Origin of the sequence: Neisseria elongata subsp. elongata (assembly GCF_900113545.1) — a bacterium.
GTDB lineage: Bacteria > Pseudomonadota > Gammaproteobacteria > Burkholderiales > Neisseriaceae > Neisseria > Neisseria elongata.
Genome location: NZ_FOPS01000004.1, coordinates 198,151 through 223,140 on the forward strand (window position 1 = coordinate 198,151; position 24,990 = coordinate 223,140).

The 24,990-nt window shown below is 57.7% G+C and carries 22 protein-coding genes and 1 pseudogene; 15 read left to right on the forward strand and 8 right to left on the reverse strand.

Annotation, left to right across the window (positions count from 1 at the left end):
• Positions 1–126: 126 nt before the first annotated feature.
• The 8 genes from ptsN (at position 127) to BM261_RS05805 (ending at position 8,160) form a co-directional block, all read left to right on the forward strand.
• Positions 127–576 (forward strand): PTS IIA-like nitrogen regulatory protein PtsN, encoded by a 450-nt coding sequence (gene ptsN, locus BM261_RS05770; RefSeq protein ID WP_003771396.1) that lies wholly within the window; start codon positions 127–129, stop codon positions 574–576.
• Positions 576–1,538, forward strand: coding sequence for an HPr(Ser) kinase/phosphatase (gene hprK, locus BM261_RS05775; RefSeq protein WP_074896147.1), 963 nt, complete (start codon positions 576–578; stop codon positions 1,536–1,538). Before ptsN ends, hprK begins: the two co-directional genes overlap by 1 nt.
• A complete protein-coding gene (rapZ, locus tag BM261_RS05780; RefSeq protein ID WP_074896150.1) occupies positions 1,519–2,367 on the forward strand; it encodes an RNase adapter RapZ in 849 nt (282 codons plus the stop codon). Before hprK ends, rapZ begins: the two co-directional genes overlap by 20 nt.
• A gap of 99 nt (positions 2,368–2,466) precedes the next feature.
• On the forward strand, positions 2,467–3,399 hold the full coding sequence (ylqF, locus tag BM261_RS05785; RefSeq protein ID WP_070454391.1) for a ribosome biogenesis GTPase YlqF: 933 nt from the start codon (positions 2,467–2,469) through the stop codon (positions 3,397–3,399).
• A 114-nt stretch (positions 3,400–3,513) separates the two neighbouring features.
• Complete coding sequence (locus BM261_RS05790; RefSeq protein ID WP_074896153.1) at positions 3,514–4,749, forward strand: DUF711 family protein; 1,236 nt, start codon at positions 3,514–3,516, stop codon at positions 4,747–4,749.
• A 68-nt stretch (positions 4,750–4,817) separates the two neighbouring features.
• Positions 4,818–5,546, forward strand: coding sequence for a pyridoxine 5'-phosphate synthase (pdxJ, locus tag BM261_RS05795; protein ID WP_074896156.1), 729 nt, complete (start codon positions 4,818–4,820; stop codon positions 5,544–5,546).
• 97 nt (positions 5,547–5,643) lie between these two features.
• Positions 5,644–6,867 (forward strand): glycolate oxidase subunit GlcF, encoded by a 1,224-nt coding sequence (glcF, locus tag BM261_RS05800; protein WP_074896158.1) that lies wholly within the window; start codon positions 5,644–5,646, stop codon positions 6,865–6,867.
• Positions 6,868–6,993: 126 nt separating this feature from the next.
• A complete protein-coding gene (locus BM261_RS05805; RefSeq protein ID WP_074896162.1) occupies positions 6,994–8,160 on the forward strand; it encodes a sugar transporter in 1,167 nt (388 codons plus the stop codon).
• Between the two features lie 128 nt (positions 8,161–8,288).
• Here BM261_RS05805 and BM261_RS05810 read toward each other — a convergent pair whose 3' ends face one another.
• Positions 8,289–8,747, reverse strand: coding sequence for a c-type cytochrome (locus BM261_RS05810; protein WP_074896264.1), 459 nt, complete (start codon positions 8,745–8,747; stop codon positions 8,289–8,291).
• 91 nt (positions 8,748–8,838) lie between these two features.
• Between BM261_RS05810 and BM261_RS05815 the strand changes: the two genes are divergently transcribed.
• Positions 8,839–9,591 carry an SDR family oxidoreductase gene (locus BM261_RS05815; RefSeq protein ID WP_074896165.1) on the forward strand — a complete coding sequence of 251 codons (753 nt, stop codon included), beginning with the start codon at positions 8,839–8,841 and terminating at the stop codon, positions 9,589–9,591.
• Positions 9,592–9,856: 265 nt separating this feature from the next.
• Here BM261_RS05815 and BM261_RS05820 read toward each other — a convergent pair whose 3' ends face one another.
• The 5 genes and pseudogenes from BM261_RS05820 to BM261_RS05835 all read right to left on the reverse strand — a co-directional run bounded on the left by BM261_RS05820 (position 9,857) and on the right by BM261_RS05835 (position 12,522).
• Positions 9,857–10,468 carry a riboflavin synthase subunit alpha gene (locus tag BM261_RS05820; RefSeq protein ID WP_074896167.1) on the reverse strand — a complete coding sequence of 204 codons (612 nt, stop codon included), beginning with the start codon at positions 10,466–10,468 and terminating at the stop codon, positions 9,857–9,859.
• A pseudogene (locus tag BM261_RS13050) lies at positions 10,468–10,599 on the reverse strand (IS5/IS1182 family transposase); the annotation flags it as partial. The gene BM261_RS05820 and the pseudogene BM261_RS13050, both read right to left, overlap by 1 nt.
• Before the next feature lie 75 nt (positions 10,600–10,674).
• Positions 10,675–11,538 (reverse strand): CAF17-like 4Fe-4S cluster assembly/insertion protein YgfZ, encoded by an 864-nt coding sequence (gene ygfZ / locus BM261_RS05825; protein ID WP_074896170.1) that lies wholly within the window; start codon positions 11,536–11,538, stop codon positions 10,675–10,677.
• 78 nt (positions 11,539–11,616) lie between these two features.
• Positions 11,617–12,090 (reverse strand): DUF2004 domain-containing protein, encoded by a 474-nt coding sequence (locus BM261_RS05830; RefSeq protein WP_074896172.1) that lies wholly within the window; start codon positions 12,088–12,090, stop codon positions 11,617–11,619.
• A 93-nt stretch (positions 12,091–12,183) separates the two neighbouring features.
• Positions 12,184–12,522: a P-II family nitrogen regulator gene (locus BM261_RS05835; RefSeq protein WP_074896175.1), complete on the reverse strand. Its 339-nt coding sequence runs from the start codon at positions 12,520–12,522 to the stop codon at positions 12,184–12,186.
• Positions 12,523–12,683: 161 nt separating this feature from the next.
• Here BM261_RS05835 and purL point away from each other — a divergent pair, with 161 nt between their 5' ends.
• Positions 12,684–16,580: a phosphoribosylformylglycinamidine synthase gene (gene purL / locus BM261_RS05840; protein ID WP_074896178.1), complete on the forward strand. Its 3,897-nt coding sequence runs from the start codon at positions 12,684–12,686 to the stop codon at positions 16,578–16,580.
• 263 nt (positions 16,581–16,843) lie between these two features.
• On the opposite strand, the gene BM261_RS05845 is transcribed toward purL, so the two are convergent.
• Together BM261_RS05845 and BM261_RS05850 are read right to left on the reverse strand one after the other, a co-directional pair.
• Positions 16,844–17,347: a chorismate--pyruvate lyase family protein gene (locus BM261_RS05845; RefSeq protein WP_074896181.1), complete on the reverse strand. Its 504-nt coding sequence runs from the start codon at positions 17,345–17,347 to the stop codon at positions 16,844–16,846.
• A gap of 8 nt (positions 17,348–17,355) precedes the next feature.
• A complete protein-coding gene (locus tag BM261_RS05850) occupies positions 17,356–18,426 on the reverse strand; it encodes an AI-2E family transporter (protein WP_074896267.1) in 1,071 nt (356 codons plus the stop codon).
• 191 nt (positions 18,427–18,617) lie between these two features.
• Here BM261_RS05850 and purM point away from each other — a divergent pair, with 191 nt between their 5' ends.
• From purM to BM261_RS05875, 5 genes are all read left to right on the forward strand, one after another.
• Positions 18,618–19,652, forward strand: a complete 1,035-nt coding sequence (gene purM, locus BM261_RS05855) for a phosphoribosylformylglycinamidine cyclo-ligase (RefSeq protein ID WP_074896270.1) — start codon at positions 18,618–18,620, stop codon at positions 19,650–19,652.
• A gap of 164 nt (positions 19,653–19,816) precedes the next feature.
• A complete protein-coding gene (locus BM261_RS05860) occupies positions 19,817–22,096 on the forward strand; it encodes an NADP-dependent malic enzyme (RefSeq protein ID WP_074896183.1) in 2,280 nt (759 codons plus the stop codon).
• Positions 22,097–22,303: 207 nt separating this feature from the next.
• Positions 22,304–22,714 carry an HIT family protein gene (locus BM261_RS05865; RefSeq protein ID WP_074896184.1) on the forward strand — a complete coding sequence of 137 codons (411 nt, stop codon included), beginning with the start codon at positions 22,304–22,306 and terminating at the stop codon, positions 22,712–22,714.
• 105 nt (positions 22,715–22,819) lie between these two features.
• A complete protein-coding gene (locus BM261_RS05870) occupies positions 22,820–23,992 on the forward strand; it encodes an LD-carboxypeptidase (protein ID WP_074896186.1) in 1,173 nt (390 codons plus the stop codon).
• Between the two features lie 77 nt (positions 23,993–24,069).
• Positions 24,070–24,990 carry an AEC family transporter gene (locus BM261_RS05875; RefSeq protein WP_074896187.1) on the forward strand — a complete coding sequence of 307 codons (921 nt, stop codon included), beginning with the start codon at positions 24,070–24,072 and terminating at the stop codon, positions 24,988–24,990.

A 24,990-nucleotide genomic window follows, 5' to 3' on the forward strand; every position in this document is an offset into this window, starting at 1 on the left:
TTCGGAAATGTTTCAGACGGCCCGGGCATCGCTTTGCCGCCTGTTGTGTACAACACCCGCCTCCGATTGAGATTGCCGCCGTCAGGCGGTACAATCGGCGGCGTTTTATTTTTGTAAAGAAATATTATGAGTCTGATTGGTGAAATTTTACCGTCTTCACACATCCTGCTGGATTTGGAAGTCAGCAGTAAAAAACGCCTGTTCGAGCAAGCCGGACTGTTGTTGGAAAACGAAGCGGGTGTTGCCCGTTCCGAAGTCTTCGACTGCCTGTTTGCCCGCGAAAAACTCGGTTCCACCGGCTTGGGGCACGGTGTGGCCGTACCGCACGGCCGATTGGCTTCATTGAAAAAGGCGGTCGGTGTCTTTATCCGCAGCAAAGAGCCGATTCCTTTTGATGCGCCCGACGGCAAACCCGTTTCACTGGTTATGGTATTGCTGGTTCCCGAAAATGCCGCAGGCACGCATTTGGAAGTCTTATCCAAACTCGCAGGAAAATTTTCAGACAAAGGCGTGCGCGAACAGCTGATGCAGGCTGCCGATGCTGCCGGAATCCTACGGATTCTGACGGAGGAATAATGCCGAGCATCTCCGTACGCAGCCTCTATCAGGACAATCAGCACAAACTCCAATTGGCTTGGGCGGCAGGCGCGGCGGGTGCCGACAACCGTATCGGAGTAGAGGCCGACAAGCCGGTTTTGGCTTTGGTCGGCCATTTGAATTTTATCCACCCCAATCAGGTTCAGGTTTTGGGTGTGGCCGAAGTCGATTATCTCAGCCGTATGGAAAGCGGCGATTTGGCCTACAGTTTCGACCAGCTTTTCGAGTTGCCGATGTCGCTGGCCATCGTGGCAAACGACTTGCCCGTGCCGAAGAGTTTGCGCGACTATTGCCATACCCACAGCGTCCCGCTGCTGACTTCCAAGCTGGAAAGCCCGTATCTGATGGATGTGCTGCGGATTTATCTGCAACGCACTTTGGCGGTTTCTACGGTTAAGCACGGCGTATTCCTCGATGTATTCGAAATCGGCGTCCTTTTGACTGGGCAGTCGGGCTTGGGTAAAAGCGAATTGGCTTTGGAGCTGATTTCGCGCGGGCACAGCCTGGTGGCCGATGATGCGGTGGAACTGCACCGCACCGCGCCGGAACTTTTGGAAGGCCGTTGTCCGCCGATGCTGCGCGACTTTCTCGAAGTGCGCGGCTTGGGCATCCTCAATATCCGCCATATTTTCGGTGAAACGTCCATCCGTCCGAAGAAATCCCTCAACCTCATCATCAATCTGGTGGCGGCTGACGACGATTACATGAAACAAATCGACCGTTTGAGCATCCGCAGCGAAACCGAATCCATCCTAAACGTCAATGTCCGCTCCGTTACCCTCCCCGTGGCTGCAGGCCGCAACTTGGCGGTTCTGGTGGAAGTGGCGGTACGGAACTATATCCTCCAGCTGCGCGGAAAAGACAGCATGAAGGAATTTTTAGAACGGCATCAAAGTATTATGAAAGAGCAAGAGGTCAGGCATGAAAATCATCCTGATTAGCGGCCTGTCCGGTTCGGGCAAGTCGGTGGCACTGCGCCTGTTGGAAGATGTCGGCTACTACTGCATCGACAATATGCCTATGGAAATGATGCCCGATTTGGTGCGGCATCACATTTTGCGGGCAGACGTCGAGCACTTGGCCGTCAGCGTGGACATCCGTTCCCGCCCGAGCATCAGCGAAATCGACAAGCAGCTTGCCTATCTGCGCCGGCAGGGGCACAGTGTGGAACTGCTGTTTTTGGAGTCGGACGAAGCCGTATTGATGCGCCGGTTTTCCGAAACCCGCCGCAGCCATCCGCTGGCCGGACTGACGCAATCCCTGCAGGAGAGCCTGCGGCAAGAGCGGGAGATGTTGGTACCGCTGCGCGAAAAGGCATACTGCATCGACAGTTCGTCGATGAATTCCCAGCAGCTTCGTTATGCCGTGCAGCAATGGCTGAAGGTAGAGCGCGAAGGCCTGTTGGTGGTGTTTGAGTCTTTCGGCTTTAAATACGGCGTGCCGACCGACATCGATTTCCTGTTTGATATGCGCAGCCTGCCCAATCCTTATTACGACACCGCCCTGCGGCCGTTCAACGGTACGGAAGAGCCTATTCGGCAGTATCTCGACGGCCAGCCTCTGGTGCAGGAAATGGTGGGCGACATCAAACGCTTTATCGGCCGCTGGCTGCCGCGGATGCAGGAAGAAAGCCGCAGCTACGTTACCGTCGGCATCGGCTGCACTGGCGGCCAGCACCGCTCCGTTTATGTTTGCGAACGGCTGGCGGAACATTTCAGGCCGGATTATCAGGTGCTGGTACGGCACCGCCAGCTCAACCTAGGTGCGTAACCGGCGTAGCGGATAATTAGACCGCAGAGGCCGTCTGAAACAGGCCGTCCGGCATTTTCAGACGGCCTTTCCCATATTCAGAACAGAGAACCGAAAAACATGGCAATCCAATGGTATCCCGGCCACATGCACAAGGCCAAAAAAGCGATTATCGAACGGCTCAAAAGCGTCGATATGGTGATAGAAGTGCTGGACGCGCGCATGCCCGCATCCAGCGAAAACCCCTTGCTGGGCAAACTCTCGTCGGACAAACCCAAACTGAAAATCCTCAACAAACAGGATTTGGCCGACCCCGAGCGCACCGCGCTGTGGCTGGCCGAATTCCAGTCCCGCCCGAACACCAACGCCATCGCGTTGGACGCTTCCGACCGTCAGGCGGCACAAAAGCTGATTGCCGCCTGCCGCGCCCTCGTGCCGAACCGCAAAGGCGTGGACAAACCCCTACGTGTCATGATTTGCGGCATTCCCAACGTAGGCAAATCCACCCTGATTAACGGTATGCTGGGCAAAAAATCGGCCAAAACCGGCAACGAACCCGGCATTACCAAAGCCGAACAACGCCTGTTCCTTGCCGACGATTTCTGGCTCTACGACACCCCCGGCATGCTGTGGCCGAAAATCATCGTGGAAGAGGGCGGTTACAACCTGGCTGCCGGCGGCGCGGTCGGCCGCAACGCACTGGATGAAGAAACCGTAGCCCTCGAACTCATCGATTACCTGCGCCGCCACTACCTGCCGCAGTTGCAGGAACGCTATCAGGCCGACAAAAACGAAAGCAGCCATTGGCGTGACGAACAATGGTTGGAATGGATAGGGCGCAGGCGCGGTGCATTACTGGGCGGCGGACGCATCAATTACCAAAAAGCGGCCGAAAACACCCTGACCGACTTCCGCGACGGCCACATCGGCCGCATCACCTTGGAAACCCCGAACCAATGGGAACAATGGCTCAAAGCCGCCCAACGACGCGAAGCCGAACAAAAAGCCGAACGCGAACGCCGCAAGGCCGAGCGCAAAGGGAAGGCCGTCTGAAAGCAGGGGAGGCCGATCTTCTTTAATCGCACCATATTTTTCAGACGGCCTCCAACTTAATCCGAAAACATACCGTTTGTTCTATCCGGTATAACCAGAAACAAAAGGAATCATATGCACACCGAACTTCAGTCTCCCGAATTGTGCCGCGTCCGCGCCATTACGGCCTTTACAGTATTGCCGGCTGATGCCGCAAGCTGGGAGGGCATCCTTTCCGAAGCCAAAAGCCAATGCGACCGTTTGGCCGCCTCATTGGCCCGAGGCGGCTATCAGGTGCAATCCATCCGCATAGTGTCCAATCCGTTCGGCGAATACCTCGACACATCGGACATAGCGGCCTCAAAAGCCGGTTTGGAACGGATTCGCAATATTCTGACGCGCATCAATCAAAACAGCAGTTTGCGCATACGGTTTGCAATCGGCGAAGCATGCACGGCGGCCGAAATCGCCCTTTTGCCCGAACTGATCAAAGATTATGGCGACCTCTGCAACGCCTGTGTCAATGTCCATGCCGATACAAACTGCCTGCCCGACAACGAAACCATCCTCCGCTGCGTGGATGCCGTCGGAACAATCGGCCGCATCACACCGCGCGGCGAAGGCAATTTCAACTTTACCGTCAATTTCAACTGCTCCCCGCTGATACCTTATTTTCCGGCAAGCTATCATAGGGGGGAGCAGGGAAACTGCCTGGTGGTCGGTTTGGAAACCCCCGACCTGCTGGCTGCCGCCTTGCGCCGCCTAAACAACCTTCCCGAAGAACACACCGCTTATTTTCAGACGGCCTTAAATGCCATGCGCGAAGCACTGCAACATCATGTCGATGCGGTGCAGCAATACATTACCGAAACCCCGCTCTCGGCAGGCTGGCAATATGCAGGCATGGATACCTCCGCCGCCCCGTCGAAAAACTGCACTTCGATGGTCGAACTCTACCGCCTGTTGCGCGTGCCGCATTTCGGTGCCGCAGGTACGGTGGAAGCGTCGGCTTTGCTGACCCGGGTGTTCAAATCACTGCACAATGTCCGTGCAGTCGGTTTTTCAGGCCTCATGCTGGCGGTAACCGAAGACCAGGGTTTGGCCGAAGCAACCCATCATGCCCGCTTCGGATTACACGATTTGCTGACTTACAGCAGCGTATGCGGCATCGGCCTGGATACCGTCCCCATTCCCGGAGACACACCTGCAGCGAAAATCGCCGCCATCATGCGCGACACGGGTACAATGGCCTTCCGCTTGAATAAGCCGCTCACCGTGCGCGTATTTCCCGTTCCGGGTTTGCAGGCCGGAGAGCGGACCACTTTTGAAAGTGCGGATTTGTGCAACTGCGCCGTCCTACCCGTACGCTGAATCGTCCAACCTTTCAGACGGCCTCCAACCATCGGAAGGCCGTCTGAAAACCGAGAAAGGAAACAACCATGCTCTTAGGAGTCAATATCGACCACGTCGCCACCCTGCGCAACGCGCGCGGCACAAGCTACCCGTCCCCTCTCGAAGCCGCCCTGCTGGCCGAAACCCACGGCGCTGACTACATCACCCTGCACCTGCGCGAAGACCGCCGCCACATCAAAGACGACGACGTCGCACAAATCGCCCGCGCCGTCCGCACCCACATCAACCTCGAAATGGCACTGACCGAAGAAATGCTCGAACACGCCCTGCGCGTGCGGCCGAAAGAAGTCTGCATCGTGCCCGAAAAACGGCAGGAAGTTACCACCGAAGGCGGCTTGGACGTACTGGGGCAACAGCAAAAAACAGCCGATTTCACCCGCATCCTCAGCGAAGCCGGCATCCGCGTCTCCCTCTTCATCGACGCCGACGAAGCGCAAATCCAAGCCGCCGCAGACATCGGCGCACCCGCCGTCGAACTGCATACCGGTGCCTATGCCGATGCCGCCGATGCCGCCGAACGCCGCCAACGCCTCGCACAAATCGAAGAAGGCGCGTATTTCGCCTCCGAACGCGGCCTCATCGTCAATGCCGGGCACGGCCTCAACATCCACAACGTCGCCCCGATAGCCAAAATCCTGCCGATAGCCGAACTCAACATCGGACACGCCCTCATCGCCCAGGCACTCTTCCTCGGCCTGCCCGCCGCCATCGTCCAAATGAAAGAAGCCATGTTCCGCGCCCGACTAAGCATCTGAACACCGAAACAGGCCGTCTGAAAACACCCTTGCCGATCATATCCTTTCAGACGGTCTCCACACCGCCGCACAAAACGCGATTCCCACTCAGCAGACCATGCAAACCAACCTTGCCGACCCCATCCGCCACACGCCAGAAGGCCAAACGGCCGACGAAATCATCCGCCGCTGCGTCCACTGCGGCATCTGCAACGCCGTCTGCCCCACCTACCGCCTCAGCGGCAACGAAGCCGACGGACCCCGCGGCCGCATCTACCAAATCAAACAACTATTGGAAAACGAAGCACCCGCCGCCGGCAACCTGCACCGCTACCTCGACCACTGCCTCACCTGCCGCGCCTGCGAAAGCGTCTGCCCCGCCAAAGTCGAATACGGCAAACTGGCCGAAATCGGCCGCGACGAAGCCGAACGCCGCATCAAAAGGCCGCTGTGGCAGAAACTCCAACGCGGCATACTGCGGCGGCTGATTACCGCCCCGCAACTCTTCACCCCCCTTTACCGCATCGGACAACACAGCCGCCCCCTGCTGCCCGACGCACTCAAAAACAAAATCCTGCCTCAGCGGGAAGCAGGCTTCATGCCCGACAACGAACACCCGCGCCAAATCCTCATGCTCGAAGGCTGCGTCCAACCCGCCCTCTCGCCCAACATCAACCGCGCCGCCGCCCGCATATTGGACAGGCTCGGCATCCAAACCCACTATTCCCATTTTGCCGGCTGCTGCGGAGCCGTAAACCTGCACAACGGCGCAAAAGCAGACGGCCTGGACGACATGCGCCGCAACATCGAAGCCTGGATACCCTGGCTGCCCGACGGCATAGAAGCCGTCGTAACCACCGCCTCCGGCTGCGGCGTAACCGTCAAAGACTACGCCTACCACCTGCGAAACGATCCCGCATACGCCGAAAGGGCCGCCCGCATCAGCGCATTATCCAAAGACATCGTCGAAATCCTGGGCAACGAAAGCCACCGCCTGAATGCCATGATGCACAAAAGGCCGTCTGAAAAAATCGCCTACCACCCGCCCTGCACCCAGCAATACGGCCAAAAACTATCGGGCAGCGTGGAAAACCTGTTTGCCCAACTAGATATCCCGCTCTACCTGCCCGCAAATTCCGGCCAATGCTGCGGCGCAGCGGGCACTTACGCACTGCTCCAGCCCCAAACCGCAGGCCGTCTGAAAACCGAAAAACTTACCGCCCTAAACGAATTGCAACCCGACATCATCCTTTCGGCCAACATCGGCTGCATCGCCCACCTGGGCGGCGGCAGAACTCCCGTGCGGCACTGGATAGAATATCTGGACGAACTGCTGGCTTGATTAAACCGCGGGAATGAAAAGAAAGGCCGTCTGAAAGCCGTCGGGCGGTATTTGTTTGCCAAATGGAGTACAATCGCCGGCCGTCTGAATTTTCAGACGGCCTTTTTGTGAACGGATGGTGAATCTATGGCGACAGAATCTTCTCGCTGGCTGAGCGTGTTCGCGCTTGCCTGCGCGGCCTTTATCTTCAATACCACCGAATTTATCCCGATTGCGCTGTTGAGCGATATCGGGCGCAGTTTCGGCATGCTGCCCGCCGAGGCCGGTGTGATGATTACGGTGTATGCGTGGGTGGTGGCCTTGATGTCGCTGCCGCTGATGCTGATGACGCGGGCGACGGAGCGCAAGGTGTTGCTGTTGGTTTTGCTGGCGGTGTTTGCAGGCGGCCATGTGTTGTCGTTTTTTGCCGGCAATTTTACTGTCTTGCTGGTCAGCCGTACTGTGGTCGCGCTGACACACGCGCTGTTTTGGTCGATTACGGCGGCTTTGGCGGTGCGGATTGCGCCCAAGGGCAAGGGGAATCAGGCTTTGAGCCTGCTGAGTATGGGAACGGTGCTGGCGATGGTGTTGGGTATTCCGTTGGGGCGGATGGCGGGTCAGGCGTACGGCTGGCGGCTGAGTTTCCTGCTGATCGGGATTGCGGCGGCTTTGACGGCGGCGGTGTTGGTTAAAACTCTGCCCAAGCTGCCGAGTATCAACAGCGGTTCGCTGGCCAGCCTGCCGCTTTTGTTGCGGCGCAAGAGTCTGCTGCAGCTGTTTGCCTTTACCGTGCTGATGATAACCGCCCATTTCACGGCTTACAGTTATATCGAGCCGTTCGCGCTTCAGACGGCTGCCTTTTCGCCGCAGCGGGCGACGATGCTGCTGCTGGTGTACGGCGCGTCCGGTTTTGCCGGGTCGTACTTGTTCGGACGTTGGTTTGCCCGCAAAAGCCGTTTGTCTTTTGCCGCTTACGCGCTACTGATGACGGCGGTGATGGTTTTGCTGCTGCCGTCGGCAGCGTCCCCTTGGGTTTTGACGGTGTTGTGCTTCTTTTGGGGCGTGGGCATCACTGCGCTCAGTTTGGCGATGGTGTCGCGCGTGCTGCGGTTTGCCGACGATGCGACGGATGTGGCGACGTCGATTTATTCTTCGTTGTACAACGTGGGGATAGGCGGCGGCGCGTTGTTCGGACGTTATGCCGTGCAGCAGTTCGGTTTGGAACACGTCGGCTTCGCTGGCGCGGCTTTGGCGGCGGTGGCGTTGCCGTTGTGCTTTTTGCTCGTCCGCCGGGCGGATTTTGCCGATACTTGACGTGCCGATGTTTGAGGCCGTCTGAAACTTTGTTTTAGCTTCGCAGAAACTTCGTTTTAGCTTCGCAGAAACTTCGTTTTCAGACGGCCTTTTTTTCGCTTTGAGGTTTTGCGGCTTTCAGACGGCCTTTATTTCGGCCTGCGGTATACGTCGTGGCAGGATTTGCAGCTTGCGCTGACGTTGTTGTAGGCAGCGGTGATGCCTTCGAGCCGACCGTTTTGCGATTGGGCGTTCAGCTCGTCCACCGCTGCGAAAAATTCGCTTTGTTTACGTTTAAAATCATCCGGTTGCACCCATACGGCGGGCAGCGCGTCGCCGTTGCCCTGCGGGTCGTTTTGGAAGTGGTCGAACGGTTTTTTCGCATTTTGGGTGAAAACGGCCGTCAGTTCTTTGAATTTGCCTTGGCTGAATGCTTCGTCGCCTTTGACCATTTTCCCCATAACGGCGAATTCGGGCATCATACGCTTGAAGGCGGCGGTGCGTTCGGCGGAAATCGGGCCTTTGTCTGCGGCAGGGCCGCCTTGTCCGCCGCAGGCCGCCAGTGTTACAGTGGCGGCCGCTGCGGCAAAAACGGTACGGAGATTCATGTGTTCCTCTTTCGGTATGGTTTTTGAAGCGCGCATCATACCTGAAAACAGGGCGGCAAAAGGTTTGCCGTCCATCGCTAAGGAGAAAAAAATGACGGTTTTGATTACCGGCGCATCGGCGGGCTTCGGCGAAGCGATGTGCAGGACTTTTGTACGGGCCGGCTTCCGCGTGGTCGGCGCGGCACGGCGTATGGATAAACTACAGGGCCTACGCGACGAACTGGGCGGGTCGTTTTATCCCCTCGAATTGGATTTGACCGACAGGCCGTCCGTTGCGGCGGCGTTGGCAAGCCTGCCGCCGCCGTTTGGCGAAATCGACTGCCTGATTAACAACGGTGGCCTGGCTTTGGGATTGGATGCGGCCGACCGTGCCGATTTCGCCGATTGGGAAACGATGATTGAAACCAACGTGCTCGGATTGGCGTACCTGACCCGTCTGGTGCTGCCCCAGATGACGGCGCGGCGCGACGGCTACATCATCAATATCGGTTCGATCGCGGGTACTTACCCTTATCCGGGCGGCAATGTCTACGGCGCGACCAAGGCGTTCGTCCGCCAGTTTTCGCTCAATCTGCGGGCGGATTTGCAGGGCACGGGGGTGCGGGTGAGCAATGTGGAGCCGGGCTTGTGCGGCGGAACTGAGTTTTCCAACGTACGCTTCAAGGGCGACGACGGCAGGGCGGCGAAGGTGTATGAGAACGTGCAGCCGGTTACGCCGCAGGATATTGCGGATACGGTGCTGTGGCTGTATCAGAGGCCGAAGCATGTCAATGTGAACGCGATTGAAATTATGCCGACGGCGCAGGCTTTCGGCGCGCTGCCGGTGTGGCGGGAAACGGAATAACAGGGAACGGTTTCGTTATCGTGCAGGCCGTCTGAAAGCAGGTGTTTTCAGACGGCCTGACGGCTGACGGCTTGTACGGAACGTTGAATCTGCCAAACCGTTTGCGAATGGATGATGAAGGCCGTCTGAAAATTTGTTTTTCAGACGGCCTGTTTGTTTTTCCGAATGGATGTCGGGCAAAGCTGTTGCGCATCCGCAAAGGAATGGATAGGCCGGTTTTGTCCGCCGCGCAGGCTTTGTTCAGACTTGATTCGGCTGAAAGACGTCAGCCTTTGGCGGCCAATATCCGGCCGACGGTATCGACGACGGCCTGTGTTTGCGGGTCGATTTCCAGATTGACCGTGTTGCCCGCCTGCCGTGTGCCGAACAGGGTGCGGCGCAGGGTTTCGGGAATCAGGTGGACGCAGAACGAGTCTTCGCCGACGCTGCCGATAGTCAGGCTGCATCCGTCGAGGCCGACGAAGCCTTTGGGCAGGATGTAGGGTTTGAGCGCGGCGGGCAGGGCGAAGTGCATCGTGGTGTTGTGCTCGGTGCGTTCGATGCGGAGGATTTCGGTGGTGGCGGTGATGTGGCCGCTCATCAGGTGGCCGCCGATTTCGTCGCCGAAGCGGGCGGCGCGTTCGAGATTGACCAAGTCGCCCGCTTTCAGACGGCCTAAGTTGGTTTTGTCCAGCGTTTCGGCCATCAGGTCGAAACGGGCGATGCGGCCGTCCGTTTCCGTTACGGTGAGGCAGCAGCCGTTGTGGGCGACGGACGCGCCGGTTTGCAGGCCGCCGGCCATGTCCTCGGGCAGTTCGACCGTGTGGGTGCGGAAATCGGCGGCGGGCTGTTCGACGGAAACGACACGCCCCATGCCTTGTACTATGCCTGTAAACATAAGGTGTTTTCTTTTCTCGGTGGGTTGTATGGCGGATTAAATTTAAACCGGTACGGCGTGGTCTCGCATTGCCGTACTGTCTGTACTGTCTGCGGCTTCGCCGCCTTGTCCTGATTTAAATTTAATCCACTGCGCTATATGAATCGGCGGCCGTCTGAAAAAAGCGGTGCGGTATCTTCAGACGGCCTCATCTGCGGCGGCGTGCTTTATTCCGCTTCCGACGTATCGAAGAAGAGTTGCTGCTGTTGCAGCGGGTTGCCGTCGGCATCGGTAAGCGGGGCGGTGGCCGCGCTGTGTTTGATGACGGCCAGGCTCAGGCTGCCTTCGGCGGTGCAGGCGGTGTTGATGATGATGCCCGCTTCCGCGCCGTCTTGCAGGACGGCGATGCCTGCGGCTTCTAGGCTGCTGCCCGACAATACGGCCAAGCTGCGTTTGACTTGTCCGCGATACTGGGCGCGGGCGATGATTTCCTGGCCGGGGTAGCAGCCTTTTTTGAAGTGCACGCCGCCTATGGTGTGCTGGTTGAGCATTTGGGCGACGCAGCTTTCTTTGGTCGCCTCTGAAATCCACGGGTAGCCGCTGCGGATTTCATGCAGCTGCCAGGCGTTTTCCGCTTCGGCATCGTAGGCGGGCAGTTTGTCTTTTTCGCCTGCCAGCAGGATGCCACCGTGGGGCAGGGTGCATTCGATGAGGCCGTCTGAAACGGCAAACGGGAAGGAAAGGTGCGGTTCGGCGGCGGGCAGGGCGGTTGCGCCTTCGTTCAGACGGCCTGCCGCGCCGTAGCCGAGCAGGGGTTCGAAGACGACTTTTGCGCGCAGGACGAACATCCGCAGGCGTTTGCACAGGGCTTCGACGAGGTCTGCCGCCGTCAGCAGCAGCAGGTCTTCGCCGCGGTTGAACACCAGCATGTTGGCGATGACGCGGCCTTTGGGCGTGTTGTAGGTGGCATAGCAGGCTTCTCCTTCGGCCAGTCCTTCGATGTGGTTGGACAGTTGGCCGTGCAGGAAGGAAGCGCGGTCTTCGCCGCTGACGCGGATCAGGCCGAAAAAGGGCAGGGCGGAAGTGTGCATGGGGAATCCTCGGCTGTTTTGGGTATGGGGTGGGAAACGGGGCGGCTTGGGTGGTGCGGAAGGCCGTCTGAAAAGGGGCTAACTTTCCCAGTCGATGCCGCATATGCCGCCGTCGGCAAACAGTTTGACGGCCAATATTTCGTCGCTTTTTTCGCTGTCTATCATGTAGTCCATCACAATCGGGTCGTAGTCTGGCAGCTCCACCGTCCATAAAGAGATGCTTTCCAAGCGCATGGCGCGGGCAAATTCTTCGGGGTTGTCGGGGTAGTCCGCACCTTCTATTTCGGTGATGTGGAGATTCAAATATTCGCCGTCTTCGGTTAAATATTCGGCAATGGCGGCGCGGGCCATTTTGTCCGCTTCGTCCAAACGCGCTAAAAACGCGGCGAATGCGTCTAATTTTTCGACATTCAGTTCGTCGTCGCCGCCAGTCCACAAACAGACTTCGACGGTATCGCCGTTGACGAGCAGCTCACGTTCCCAGCAAACGTCCGGTCCGTTTTCCGGGCTTCCTGCCGATAAGGTTTCAAAATAAGGATGTGAAACAGGCATGATTGGTTTTCCTTGAATTATTGGCGGGGCGGTGTTTGCCGGCCGTCTGAAAAGGGGCATTCTGCGTTTCAGACGGCCTGTGTGCCATCAGGCTTAAACGGCGGAATCGGAACGCTCTCCGGTACGGATGCGGATGGCTTCTTCCACCGGGAAGATAAAGATTTTGCCGTCGCCGATTTTGCCGGAACGGGCGGTTTCGATGATGACGTCCACCACCTGATCGACTTGGTCGTCGCGCAAAACCAGCTCCATTTTGATTTTCGGCAGGAAATCGACGGCGTATTCCGCGCCGCGGTAGACTTCGGTGTGGCCTTTCTGTCGGCCGAAACCTTTGACTTCGGTAACCGTCATGCCGGTGATGCCGATGTCGGTGAGTGCTTCGCGCACGTCGTCAAGTTTGAAGGGTTTGATGATGGCTTCGATTTTTTTCACGGCTTGGCTCCTGTGTGCTTGATTTGGCAGGGCGGGAAATTATCACAATCCGCCGCAACACTCAATCGGGCAGGGCGGGCGGCCGTCTGAAAAAGGCGGACGGATGCGCGGCTTCGGCGTATAATCTGCCATCTTTCCCAACCGCATTTGAGAGCTGAATCATGTCTGTTGTTTTGCCCTTGCGCGGCGTTACCGCCCTTTCCGATTTCCGTGTTGAAAAACTCTTGCAAAAAGCGGCCGCACTCGGCCTGCCCGAAGTGAAACTGAAAAGCGAATTTTGGTATTTTGTCGGCAGCGAGAAAGCACTGGATGCCGCGACTGTTGAAAAACTGCAAGCCTTGTTGGCGGCGCAAAGCGTTAAAGAAACGCCCGAAACGCGCGAGGGCTTGCATTTATTTTTGGTAACGCCCCGTTTGGGTACGATTTCGCCGTGGGCTTCCAAAGCGACCAATATCGCGGAAAACTGCGGTTTGGAAGGAATAGAGCGCATCGAACGCGGCATGGCGGTGTGGCTGGAAGGTCGTCTGAATGATGAACAGAAACAGCAATGGGCGGCGTTGCTACACGACCGCATGACCGAATCCGTGCTACCCGATTTTCAGACGGCCTCCAAATTATTCCACCATCTCGAATCCGAAACCTTCTCCAGCGTCGATGTTTTGGGCGGCGGTAAAGAGGCTTTGGTCAAAGCCAATACCGAAATGGGCTTGGCGCTTTCAGCCGACGAAATCGATTATCTGGTTGAAAACTATCAGGCTTTGCAGCGCAATCCGTCCGATGTGGAGCTGATGATGTTCGCGCAGGCAAACAGCGAACACTGCCGCCACAAAATCTTCAACGCCGATTTCATCCTCAACGGCGAAAAACAGCCGAAATCGCTCTTCGGTATGATACGCGACACGCACAACGCGCATCCCGAAGGCACGGTCGTTGCCTATAAAGACAATTCGTCCGTGATCGAAGGCGCGAAAATCGAGCGTTTCTATCCGAATGCGGCGGAAAACCAAGGCTACCGTTTCCACGAGGAAGACACGCATATCATCATGAAAGTGGAAACGCACAACCATCCGACCGCCATCGCGCCGTTTGCGGGTGCGGCGACGGGGGCGGGCGGCGAAATCCGCGACGAAGGCGCGACGGGCAAAGGTTCGCGTCCGAAAGCGGGCTTAACCGGCTTTACCGTATCCAACCTCAACATTCCCGACCTCAAACAGCCATGGGAACAAGATTACGGCAAGCCGGAACACATTTCCTCGCCGTTGGACATCATGATTGAAGGCCCCATCGGCGGCGCGGCGTTCAACAACGAATTCGGCCGCCCGAACCTCTTGGGCTACTTCCGCACTTTTGAAGAGAAATTTGACGGTCAGGTTCGCGGCTACCACAAACCGATTATGATTGCCGGCGGCTTGGGCAGCATTCAGGCGCAGCAGACGCATAAAGACGAAATCCCCGAAGGCGCGTTGCTGATCCAACTGGGCGGCCCGGGCATGCTTATCGGCTTGGGCGGCGGCGCGGCTTCTTCGATGAATACCGGTACAAATGACGCATCTTTGGACTTCAACTCCGTGCAACGCGGCAACCCCGAAATCGAACGCCGCGCGCAGGAAGTCATCGACCGCTGCTGGCAGCTCGGCGACCAAAACCCGATTATCTCCATCCACGACGTCGGTGCGGGCGGCCTGTCCAACGCCTTCCCCGAACTCGTCAACGATGCCGGACGCGGCGCGGTATTCAAACTGCGCGACGTGCCGCTGGAAGAACACGGCCTCAACCCGCTGCAAATCTGGTGCAACGAATCGCAAGAGCGTTATGTGTTGTCGATTTTGGAAAAAGATTTGGACACCTTCCGCGCCATCTGCGAACGCGAACGCTGCCCATTTGCCGTAGTCGGCACGGCGACCGACGACGGCCATTTGAAAGTGCGCGACGACTTGTTCTCCAACAACCCTGTCGATTTGCCGCTGAACGTCTTGCTCGGCAAACCGCCCAAAACCACGCGCAGCGACCAAACCGTGAGGTCGTCTAAAAAACCGTTTAACGCGGGCAATATCGACATTACCGAAGCCGCCTACCGCGTTCTGCGCCTGCCCACCGTAGCCGCCAAAAACTTCCTGATTACCATCGGCGACCGCAGTGTCGGCGGCATGACCCACCGCGACCAAATGGTCGGCAAATACCAAACGCCCGTAGCCGACTGCGCCGTTACCATGATGGGCTTCAACACCTATCGCGGCGAAGCGATGTCTATGGGCGAAAAACCGACCGTCGCCCTGTTTGACGCACCTGCTTCAGGCAGAATGTGTGTCGGCGAAGCCATCACCAACATCGCGGCGGTCAACATCGGCGACATCGGCAACATCAAGCTTTCCGCCAACTGGATGGCGGCGTGCGGCAACGAAGGCGAAGACGAAAAACTCTACCGCACCGTCGAAGCGGTTTCTAAAGCCTGTCAGGCATTGGACTTGAGCATTCCCGTGGGCAAAGACAGCCTGTCGATGAAAACCGTGTGGCAGGACGGCGAAGAGAAAAAATCCGTCGTTTCACCGTTGAGCCTGATTATCTCCGCGTTCGCGCCGGTAAAAGACGTGCGCAAAACCGTTACGCCCGAGTTGAAAAACGTCGAAGACAGCGTATTGCTGTTTGTCGATTTGGGCTTCGGCAAAGCGCGTATGGGTGGCTCGGCGTTCGGTCAGGTCTATAACAACATGAGCGGCGAAGCGCCCGATTTGGACGATACAGGTCGTCTGAAAGACTTCTACGGCGTGATTCAGCAGCTTGTCGCCGAAGACAAACTTTTGGCGTATCACGACCGCAGCGACGGCGGCTTGTTTGCCACGCTGGCGGAGATGGCGTTTGCGGGGCGTTGTGGGTTGAATGTGGATTTGACTTCACTGGTTGCCAACCAAGCCGACGTCAACGAAGCCAGCATCCGCGCATTGTTCAATGAAGAACTGGGCGCAGTGATTCAAATTGCCAAACAAGATATTGCGGCAGCAGAAGCCTTGTTCAAAGCAGCGGCACTGCCCTTGCATACCGTTGCCACCATCGGTTCTGACGAAAAAATCGTTATCCGCAATCAGGCAGGCATCGTGTTGGAACAAACCCGCGCCGACCTGCAACGCACATGGCAGGAAACGAGCCACGCCATCCAACGCCTGCGCGACAACCCTGCCTGCACCGACAGCGAGTTCGCCCTGATTGGCGACAACGACCGCAGCGCATTGTTTGCCGACGTGAAATTTGACGTGAACGAAGACATCGCCGCGCCTTTCGTCAACAGCGGCGCGAAACCCAAAATCGCCATCCTGCGCGAACAGGGCGTGAACGGGCAAATCGAAATGGCCGCCGCGTTCACCCGCGCCGGATTCGATGCCTACGACGTGCATATGTCCGACCTGATGACAGGCCGCGTCCACCTTGCCGACTTCAAAATGCTGGCGGCGTGCGGCGGCTTCAGCTACGGCGACGTACTCGGTGCGGGCGAAGGCTGGGCGAAATCCATCCTGTTCCACCCCGCCTTGCGCGATCAGTTCGCCGCCTTCTTCGCCGACCCGAACACGCTGACATTGGGCGTGTGCAACGGCTGCCAAATGGTCAGCAACCTCGCCGAAATCATCCCCGGCACGGCAGGCTGGCCGAAGTTCAAACGCAACCTGAGCGAACAGTTTGAAGCACGCCTGAGCATGGTTCACGTCCCCAAATCAGCCTCCCTGATCCTGAACGAAATGCAAGGCTCCAGCCTGCCCGTCGTCGTCAGCCACGGCGAAGGCCGCGCCGACTTCGCGCTTCACGGTGGCAAAATTTCAGACGGCCTCGGCATCGCGCTGCAATACGTCGACGGACAAAACCAAGTTACCCAAACCTACCCGCTCAACCCGAACGGCTCGCCGCAAGGCATCGCTGGCGTCACCAACGCCGACGGCCGCGTTACCATCATGATGCCCCACCCCGAACGCGTGTACCGCGCCGCGCAAATGAGCTGGAAACCGGAAGACTGGACAGAACTGTCCGGCTGGTACCGCCTCTTCGCCGGAGCAAGGAAGGCTTTGGGTTAACCGGCAGGCTGATTTGATTCGGCTTTAAAGAAAAGGTCGTCTGAAAACGATTTAGCGGATTCTGCTATATTCGTTTTCAGACGACCTTTATATGTTCTTTTGCGTATGAAGACCGAACCAACCGCCGTCATTCCCGCGCAGGCGGGAATCCAGACCTCTATATTTCAGAAATATTTAAAGATTACTGTAAATCCAAACTTCCGGATTCCCGCCTGCGCGGGAATGACGGTTGGCGGTATGACGCATTATCTTAATAATCGGTTTTACAAATAACCGACCAGGGCGGGCAGGAAACATTCCACCAAGCCCAGTGTTTCGTTTTGCCTTTGGAAAAACGAACGGCGGGCCAATTGCGCATTTTGCACCGATGGGAGCGGGATGCCTTCGAGGGCGGCAAATTCCAGCAGCGAACGCTGCCAGTCCGCACTTTCGGCAAACAGGCGTTCGCCCAACGGGCGGCTGCCGCAGTCGAGCATCTGCCGCCAGTAGTCGGACGACGGCAGGCATTGGCTGCGTGCCCAGACGACGGGTTCGCCATTGAGGCAGAGTTCGACGTCGCGGCAGAAGTATGATTTGCCCGGTCCGCCGCCGTCGAGAAGGAGGCTGCCGTCCGCCAGGCCCAGATGCAGCAGGCGGACGGAGAATTCACAGGGCAGGGCGCGCAAGGCGGCGGTCAGCGACGGGCTTTGCAACAGGCCGGCCAGTTTTTCAGACGGCCTGAGGGTGGAGGGCAGGCGGGTTTGCCAAAGCGGGGCGGAAGGGTTCATGCGGAAGGTCATTTGTGTTGGTAAAAATGGCTGGCGAAATAGACCTGCGAACCTTCGCGCAGCAGCACCAGACAGATGGCGGCCAGCGGCAGGCCGATCAGCATGCCGACAAAGCCCATCAGTTGGCCGAACGCCATTAAAGAGAAAATCACCCAAAACGGCGACAGGCCGATGCGGTCGCCGACGATTTTCGGCGTAACGACGAAGCTCTCCAAAAGTTGTCCGGCGGCAAATACCAGCCATACCCAGACCAACCCATGCCATGAGCCGAATTGGAGCAGGGCGGCAATGGTGGCCAGCAGCAGGCCGGTAAACGCGCCCAAATAGGGGATGAAGACCAAAAGGCCGGCAATCATGCCGATGGCGAAGCCCGAATCGAGGCCGGTCAGCATCAGGCCGACGCCGTATACCACGCCCATAATCAGCATCACCATTAGCTGCCCGCGCAAAAATTCGCCCAATACTTCGTCGATTTCGCTGCCGATACGGGTGTAGGCATCGATAAAGCGGCGCGGCATCAGGGCGCGGATGCCGTGCGACCAACGCTGCCAGTCGTATAGGAAGTAATACAGAAGCAGCGGCAGGAGGGCGAGGTTGCTCAAGCCGGAAGCCAGCGCGCCGCCTTGTTCCATCAGAGTTGGGGCGATTTTCGACGCGGTGTTTTGCAGCGTGCCGGTGTGGCTTTGCAGCCAGTTCAGCAGGGTTTCCTTATTCAGCGGGATATGTGTGCCGAAATGGTGGTTAAACCAAGGCAATGCTTTGTTTTGAACGAAGTCAATCAGCTGCGGCAGACGGTTGGTCAGGTTTTGAAATTGTGTCAGCAGCATCGGTATCAGAATCAGCAGCAATGCCAACAGTATGAGTAGGGCGAACATCATCACCAGCATCGATGCGGGAGCACGCGATACGCCTTTGTCGCGCAGCTTTTCCACCAGCGGATTGAGGATATAGGCCAAAACGGCGGCGACGATAAACGGGGTCAGAATATCGCGCAATGCCAGCACCAGCCAGCTTGCAACGATAAAAAATACCGCGCAGGGCAGCCAGGGGGACAGACCGCGTTTTTTCTTCGTATACATAATGGATTGCCCTAAAGGGGAAATAAAGTGGCGAAGCATAACACGGAGAAGCACGGGCTGCATCCTTCAGGCCGTCTGAAAACTTTTTACGTCGTATAAAACCGCTGCCAAGCCCGACAAAACGGGCGGAATAGGGTAAAATGCCGCCGATTTTTCCCAACCTTGTTTACAAAACCGAGAAAGCCGACAAAATGAGCGAATCCTTAAGCTACCGCGACGCAGGCGTTGACATTGACGCAGGCGATCAACTGGTCGAAAACATCAAACCTTTTGCCAAACGCACCATGCGTCCCGAAGTGTTGGGTGATTTGGGCGGCTTCGGCGCATTGGTCGAAATCAGCAAAAAATACAAAAATCCCGTCCTCGTCAGCGGCACCGACGGCGTGGGCACCAAGCTCAAGCTCGCCTTCGACTGGGACAAACACGACACCGTCGGTATCGACCTCGTCGCCATGAGCGTCAACGATATTTTGGTTCAAGGTGCTGAGCCTTTGTTCTTCCTCGACTATTTCGCCTGCGGCAAACTCGACGTCGCCCGCGCTACCGACGTGATTAAAGGCATAGCCCAAGGCTGCGAAGAATCCGGCTGCGCCCTTATCGGCGGCGAAACCGCCGAAATGCCCGGTATGTATCCCGAAGGCGAATACGACTTGGCGGGCTTCGCCGTCGGCGTGGTCGAAAAAGAGCGCGTCATCAACGGCCGCAGCATCAAAGCGGGCGACATCGTGTTGGGCTTGGCTTCCAACGGCGCCCATTCCAACGGCTACTCCCTCGTCCGCAAAATCATCGCCCGCGACAATCCCGATTTGGACGCCGAGTTCGACAACGGCAAAACCCTGCGCGAAACCATCATTGCCCCGACCCGCCTGTATGTAAAACCCATCCTCGCCGCTTTGGAAAAATTCACCGTCAAAGGCATGGCGCACATTACCGGCGGCGGCATTACCGAAAACGTACCGCGCATCCTGCCGGAAAACACCGTCGCCCAAATCGACGCCAAAGCATGGGAATTGCCCAAGCTGTTCCGATGGCTGCAACAGGCAGGCAATGTGGAAACGCAAGAAATGTACCGCACCTTCAACTGCGGCATCGGCATGGTGGTCGTGATTGCCGAAGAAGATGCCGACGCGGTGCAGGCATTCTTAACCGAACAAGGCGAAACCGTTTACCGTTTGGGCGTTATCCGCGAACGCAGCGGCGACGAACACCAAACCCAAGTTGTCTGACACTACACGGAGGCCGTCTGAAAACGCCGATGCAGGCATTTCAGACGGCCTTTTTCCCGTATGCACGCCATGTTAGAATCGTGCATTTGCAAATCTTCGCAGGCCGTCTGAACCGGTAGCGTTTTCAGACGGCCTGCATCCCAAACCCTTCAGGAGAAAACAGCATGGATGATTTAATCAAAGAAGCCGCACTGCGCTTTCACGAATACCCCAATCCCGGCAAAATCCAAGTCGCGCCCACCAAGCCGCTGGGCACGCAATACGACTTATCGCTGGCTTATTCGCCGGGCGTGGCCGCGCCGTGCATGGAAATCCACGCCGAACCGCTGAACGCCTACAAATACACCGCCAAAGGCAATCTGGTGGCCGTCATTTCAAACGGCACGGCGGTTTTGGGGTTGGGCAATATCGGCGCGCTGGCGGGCAAACCCGTGATGGAAGGTAAGGGCGTATTGTTCAAAAAATTCGCCAACATCGACGTTTTCGACATCGAAGTCAATGAAACCGACCCCGACAAACTGGTTGAAATCATCGCATCGTTGGAACCCACTTTCGGCGGCATCAATCTCGAAGACATCAAAGCACCCGAGTGTTTTTATATTGAGAAAAAATTGCGCGAACGCTGCAACATCCCCGTTTTCCACGACGACCAACACGGTACGGCCATCATCACCGCCGCCGCCGTATTGAACGCCCTGCGCGTGGTGGGCAAGGATATCGGCCAAGTCAAACTCGTCTGCTCCGGCGCGGGTGCGGCCGCCATCGCCTGCCTGGACTTGCTGGTTGCTTTGGGCATGAAGCGTGAAAACATCACCGTTTGCGACTCCAAAGGCGTGATTTACCAAACCCGCGAAGACCGCGGGCGCATGGACGAGAGCAAAGTGCGCTACGCCATCGCCGACAACGGCCAGCGCGTATTGGCCGACGCGGTAAACGGCAAAGACATCTTCTTGGGACTCTCCGGCCCCAACGTATTAAGTCCCGAAATGCTGAAAACCATGGCCGCCAGCCCCATCGTATTGGCACTGGCCAACCCGCAGCCCGAAATCTGGCCGCCTGAAGCCAAAGAAGCCCGCCCCGACGTAATTATCGGCACCGGCCGTTCAGACTTCCCAAATCAGGTAAACAACGTCCTGTGCTTCCCGTTCATCTTCCGCGGCGCGCTGGATGTGGGTGCGACCACCATCAACGAAGAAATGAAACTGGCCTGCGTACGCGCGATTGCCGATTTGGCGATGGCCGAATCCAGCGCGGAGGTGGCCGGCGCATACGGCGATGCGGAATTGACTTTCGGTCCGGAATACCTGATTCCCAAACCGTTCGACCCGCGCCTGATTGCCCGCATCGCCCCGGCGGTCGCCAAAGCCGCGATGGATTCCGGCGTAGCCACCCGTCCGATTGCCGACTTGGAAGCCTATGCGGAAAAACTGACCGAGTTTGTTTACAAAACCAGCCTGTTCATGCGTCCGGTGTTCAACCAGGCGCGCAAAGACATCAAGCGCATCGTGCTGACCGAAGGCGAAGACGAACGCGTATTGCATGCCGCGCAACAAGTCGTGTCGCAGAAACTGGCCTTCCCGATTTTGGTGGGCGATGCCAAGCTCATCGAAGAACGCCTGCACAGCCAAGGCCTGACCATCCAGCCGGGCAAAGATTTCGAACTAATCGACATCAAAAACAGCCCCTATTACGAAGCAAGCTGGAAGGAATATTACAACCTGCGCAAACGGTGCGGCGTAACCGAAGAAATGGCCCGCCGCCGCTTGAAAGCGAATACCACGCTGGTGGGCGCGCTTCTGGTTCGCCTCGGCCATGCGGACGGCTTGGTGTGCGGCACGATGGGGCGTTTCCACGACCACTTTGCCGTGATGGAAGAAGTAATAGGCTATAACAATCCCGAAAAAGAAGCCTTCGCCATGAACGCGTTGATTTCCAACAAGGGCAATTTCTTCATCGCCGACACCTACATCAACGAAAACCCGACCGCCGAACAATTGGCCAACGGTACGTTAATGTGCGCCGCCGAAATGAAACGCATCGGCCTGAAGCCGAAAGTTGCGCTGGTGTCCAATTCCAACTACGGCAGCCATTGCAGCCCCGATGCCCGTAAAATGCAGCGTGCACTGGAAATCATCCGCGAACTTGATCCGACTTTGGAAATCGACGGTGAAATGCAGGCCGATGTGGCTTTGGACGAAACCATGCGCAAGAGCATCTTCCCCGAAACCACATTGAGCGGCGCGGCCAACCTGCTGGTGATGCCGAATGTGGAAGCGGCCAACATCAGCTACAACCTGCTGCGCGTGAACGCCACCAACGGCATTACCGTCGGCCCCATCCTGATGGGCTTGAACAAACCGGTGCAGATTGTTACGCCGATTTCCACCGTCCGCCGCATCGTAAACATGATTGCCCTGGCCGCTGTGGACGCGCAACGCCAATAAACGGTATATGTTAAACGGGAAAGGCCGTCTGAAATTGCCGCAGTTGGTTTTCAGACGGCCTTTTTATGCCGACAAACGGTTTTTCAGACGGCCTCGGTTTTCAAACAGGCCGTCTGAAAAGTTTGAACAGCCCTATCGTAAGGCCTGCCTCCTGCGTCTTCCGATTGTTTTACGGTACAATGGCGGCTTTCCGTTTGGAGATGCTTCATGAACTGCCCCATCTGCACTGCCGACAACGAAGAAATCCTGTGGCGGAACGACAAGCTGCGGGTTATCGCCGTGCACAACGAAGCCAACGCGCCGGCCTTCTGCCGCGTCATTTGGCAAAACCACGTGGCGGAAATGACCGATTTGGATGTGGCCGAGCGCGCCGAACTGATGGAAACCGTTTATCGTGTGGAAAGCGCGATGCGGCAGGTGTTCAAGCCCGCCAAAATCAATCTGGCCAGCTTGGGCAACGTCGTACCGCACCTGCACTGGCACGTTATCGCCCGCTTTGCCGACGATGCCAATTTCCCCGCCCCGATTTGGGCGGCGGCGCAAAGGCCGTCCGCAACCGTACTGCCTGCCGATTGGCCGCAGCAGGTAAGGGCGGTATTGCAGAAAGAGGCCGTCTGAAAACACGGCACCTCCCGTTTTACGGCCAATCCCATTGAAGCGGCAGGGAAGCTTTCCCTTATCCGCCATGTATTCATACCATGCCGTCTGAAAGGATATACAAAGATGACTTGGCTCACATCCCGACGCAACCTGTTCCGCACCTCCGCCGCCGTGGCGGGCGCAGGCATACTCCAGGCTTGTAGCGGAACGCAGACCGTCCCCGTCAAACCGACCACACAGGCCGCACCGTCGCAGCCGCACCGCAAACAAACATCAGGAAACAACGTGTTACGCATTATCGCTTCTTCAGGGTTCGCCCCCGATACCGCACGGGCGCAGGCCGGTATTTCCCGCCTTCAGGCGGCCGGATTCACCGTAAGCAACGAACAGGCGGTGTTCCGCCGTTACCAGCGTTTTGCCGGCAGCGATGCCGAGCGGATTGCCGACGTTCAAGACGTAGCTTCCGGCCGCGTGCCCACGCCGAAAGTGCTGATGGGGATGCGCGGCGGCTATGGCGCGCACCGGCTGTTGCAGCACATCGATTTTGCCTCGTTGGGCGCGCGGATGCGCGAACACGGCACACTGTTTTTCGGCTTCAGCGATGTTTGCGCCCTACAACTGGCCTTGCTGGCGCGGGGCAACTGGCTCAGTTTCGCCGGCCCCATGGTGTACAGCGAGTTCGGCAAACCCGTACCGAGCGTCTACACCATGGATTCGTTCATCCAATGCACCACCTCCGGCAGTTACAGCGTCAGCGTGCCCGCCTTCCAAAGCCGCGACGTGAACTTGGAGGGCATCCTTTGGGGAGGCAACCTCAGCGTTTTGGCGGCATTGGCCGGCAGCCCCTATATGCCCGACATCTCCGGCGGCATTCTGTTTTTGGAAGACGTGGGCGAACAGCCCTACCGCATCGAACGCATGCTGCAAACCCTGCTGCTGGCCGGCATCCTGCAAAAACAGCAGGCCGTCATCCTCGGCGATTTCCGCATGGGTAACATCCGCGACGTATACGACAGCAGCTACGATTTGTCGGCCGTTTCCGCCGCCATCAGCCGCGCGGCGCGGATTCCGGTGCTGACCGGCTTCCCGTTCGGCCACATCAGCAACAAAACCACCTTCCCGTTGGGCGCGCAGGCCAAAGTCCGCGGCAACGGCAACGGCGGCTACACCGTCACCTTCAGCGGCTATCCGACGCTGGACAAATCTGGCCTCTATCTCGACAGCCTCCTTCCGCAACCGGACTTTATCGAAGGAATCGTAACGGCAACGCCGGAAGACAAAACCGATTTGGAATAGCGACCGCCTTTTCAGACGGCCTCCACCGCATCTGCTAAAATCCGCCCCTGCCGTCCGCCGATTGGAGCCAACCCGCCATGCTGCAAATCTTCAACATTACCGCGCCGATTTTCCTCATCATCGGCTTGGGTTACGGCGCGGTCCGGTTTGGCGTATTCCGGTTTGAAGAACTGCGCGGCACGGCGAAATTCGTGATGAAGGTCGGCCTGCCCGCATTGGTATTTTTTGCCATTGCCGCCAAACCGGTAAACGAAGTATTCAATGCGGTTTACCTGGCAGGCTATGCGGTGGCGACACTGGCGGCTTTCTTTATCGGCCGGCTGTTCGGCAGACTGCGTGGCGGCGATGCTCGGCTGGCGGCACTGAGCGGCTTTTCCATGTCGTTTTCCAATACCGGCTTCATCGGCTATCCGCTGCTGTCTATGGTCATCGGCGATGCGGCGGGCGGCTATTTCGCCATGAACGTGTTGGTGGAAAACATGCTGCTGATTCCGCTGTTTTTCATCTTGGCGGATTCGGCGGACGGCGATGGAGGCCGTCTGAAAAACCTCGCGGCAGTATTGAAGAACCTGCTGAAAAACCCGATTATCCTCGCACAGTTTGCCGCCGTGCCGTTCGCCTTCGGCTGGCTGCCCCTGCCGGCCGCGCTGCTGAAAACCGCCGGGGTACTGTCTGCCGGTTCGGGGCCGGTGGCCTTGTTCGTGATTGGCGGCAGCTTGGTCGGCCTGAGTTTGGGCGGCAGGTTGGCCGATGTTTTCCTGCTGACGGCGGGCAAGCTGCTGTTGTTCCCGCTACTGGTCGTCGGCCTGCTGTTGTTGTTCGGCGCACCGCGCGACATGCTTTTTGCGGGCGCATTGCTGGCTTGCGTGCCCATGGCCAGCATGGTGGCCATCATCCATGCCCAATACGGCCACGAACAGCGCGGCGCGGCGATTATGCTGCTGACCACGGTATTGTCGTTTGCCAGCATTTCGCTGGTTTTGCTGTTCGGCCGCTGA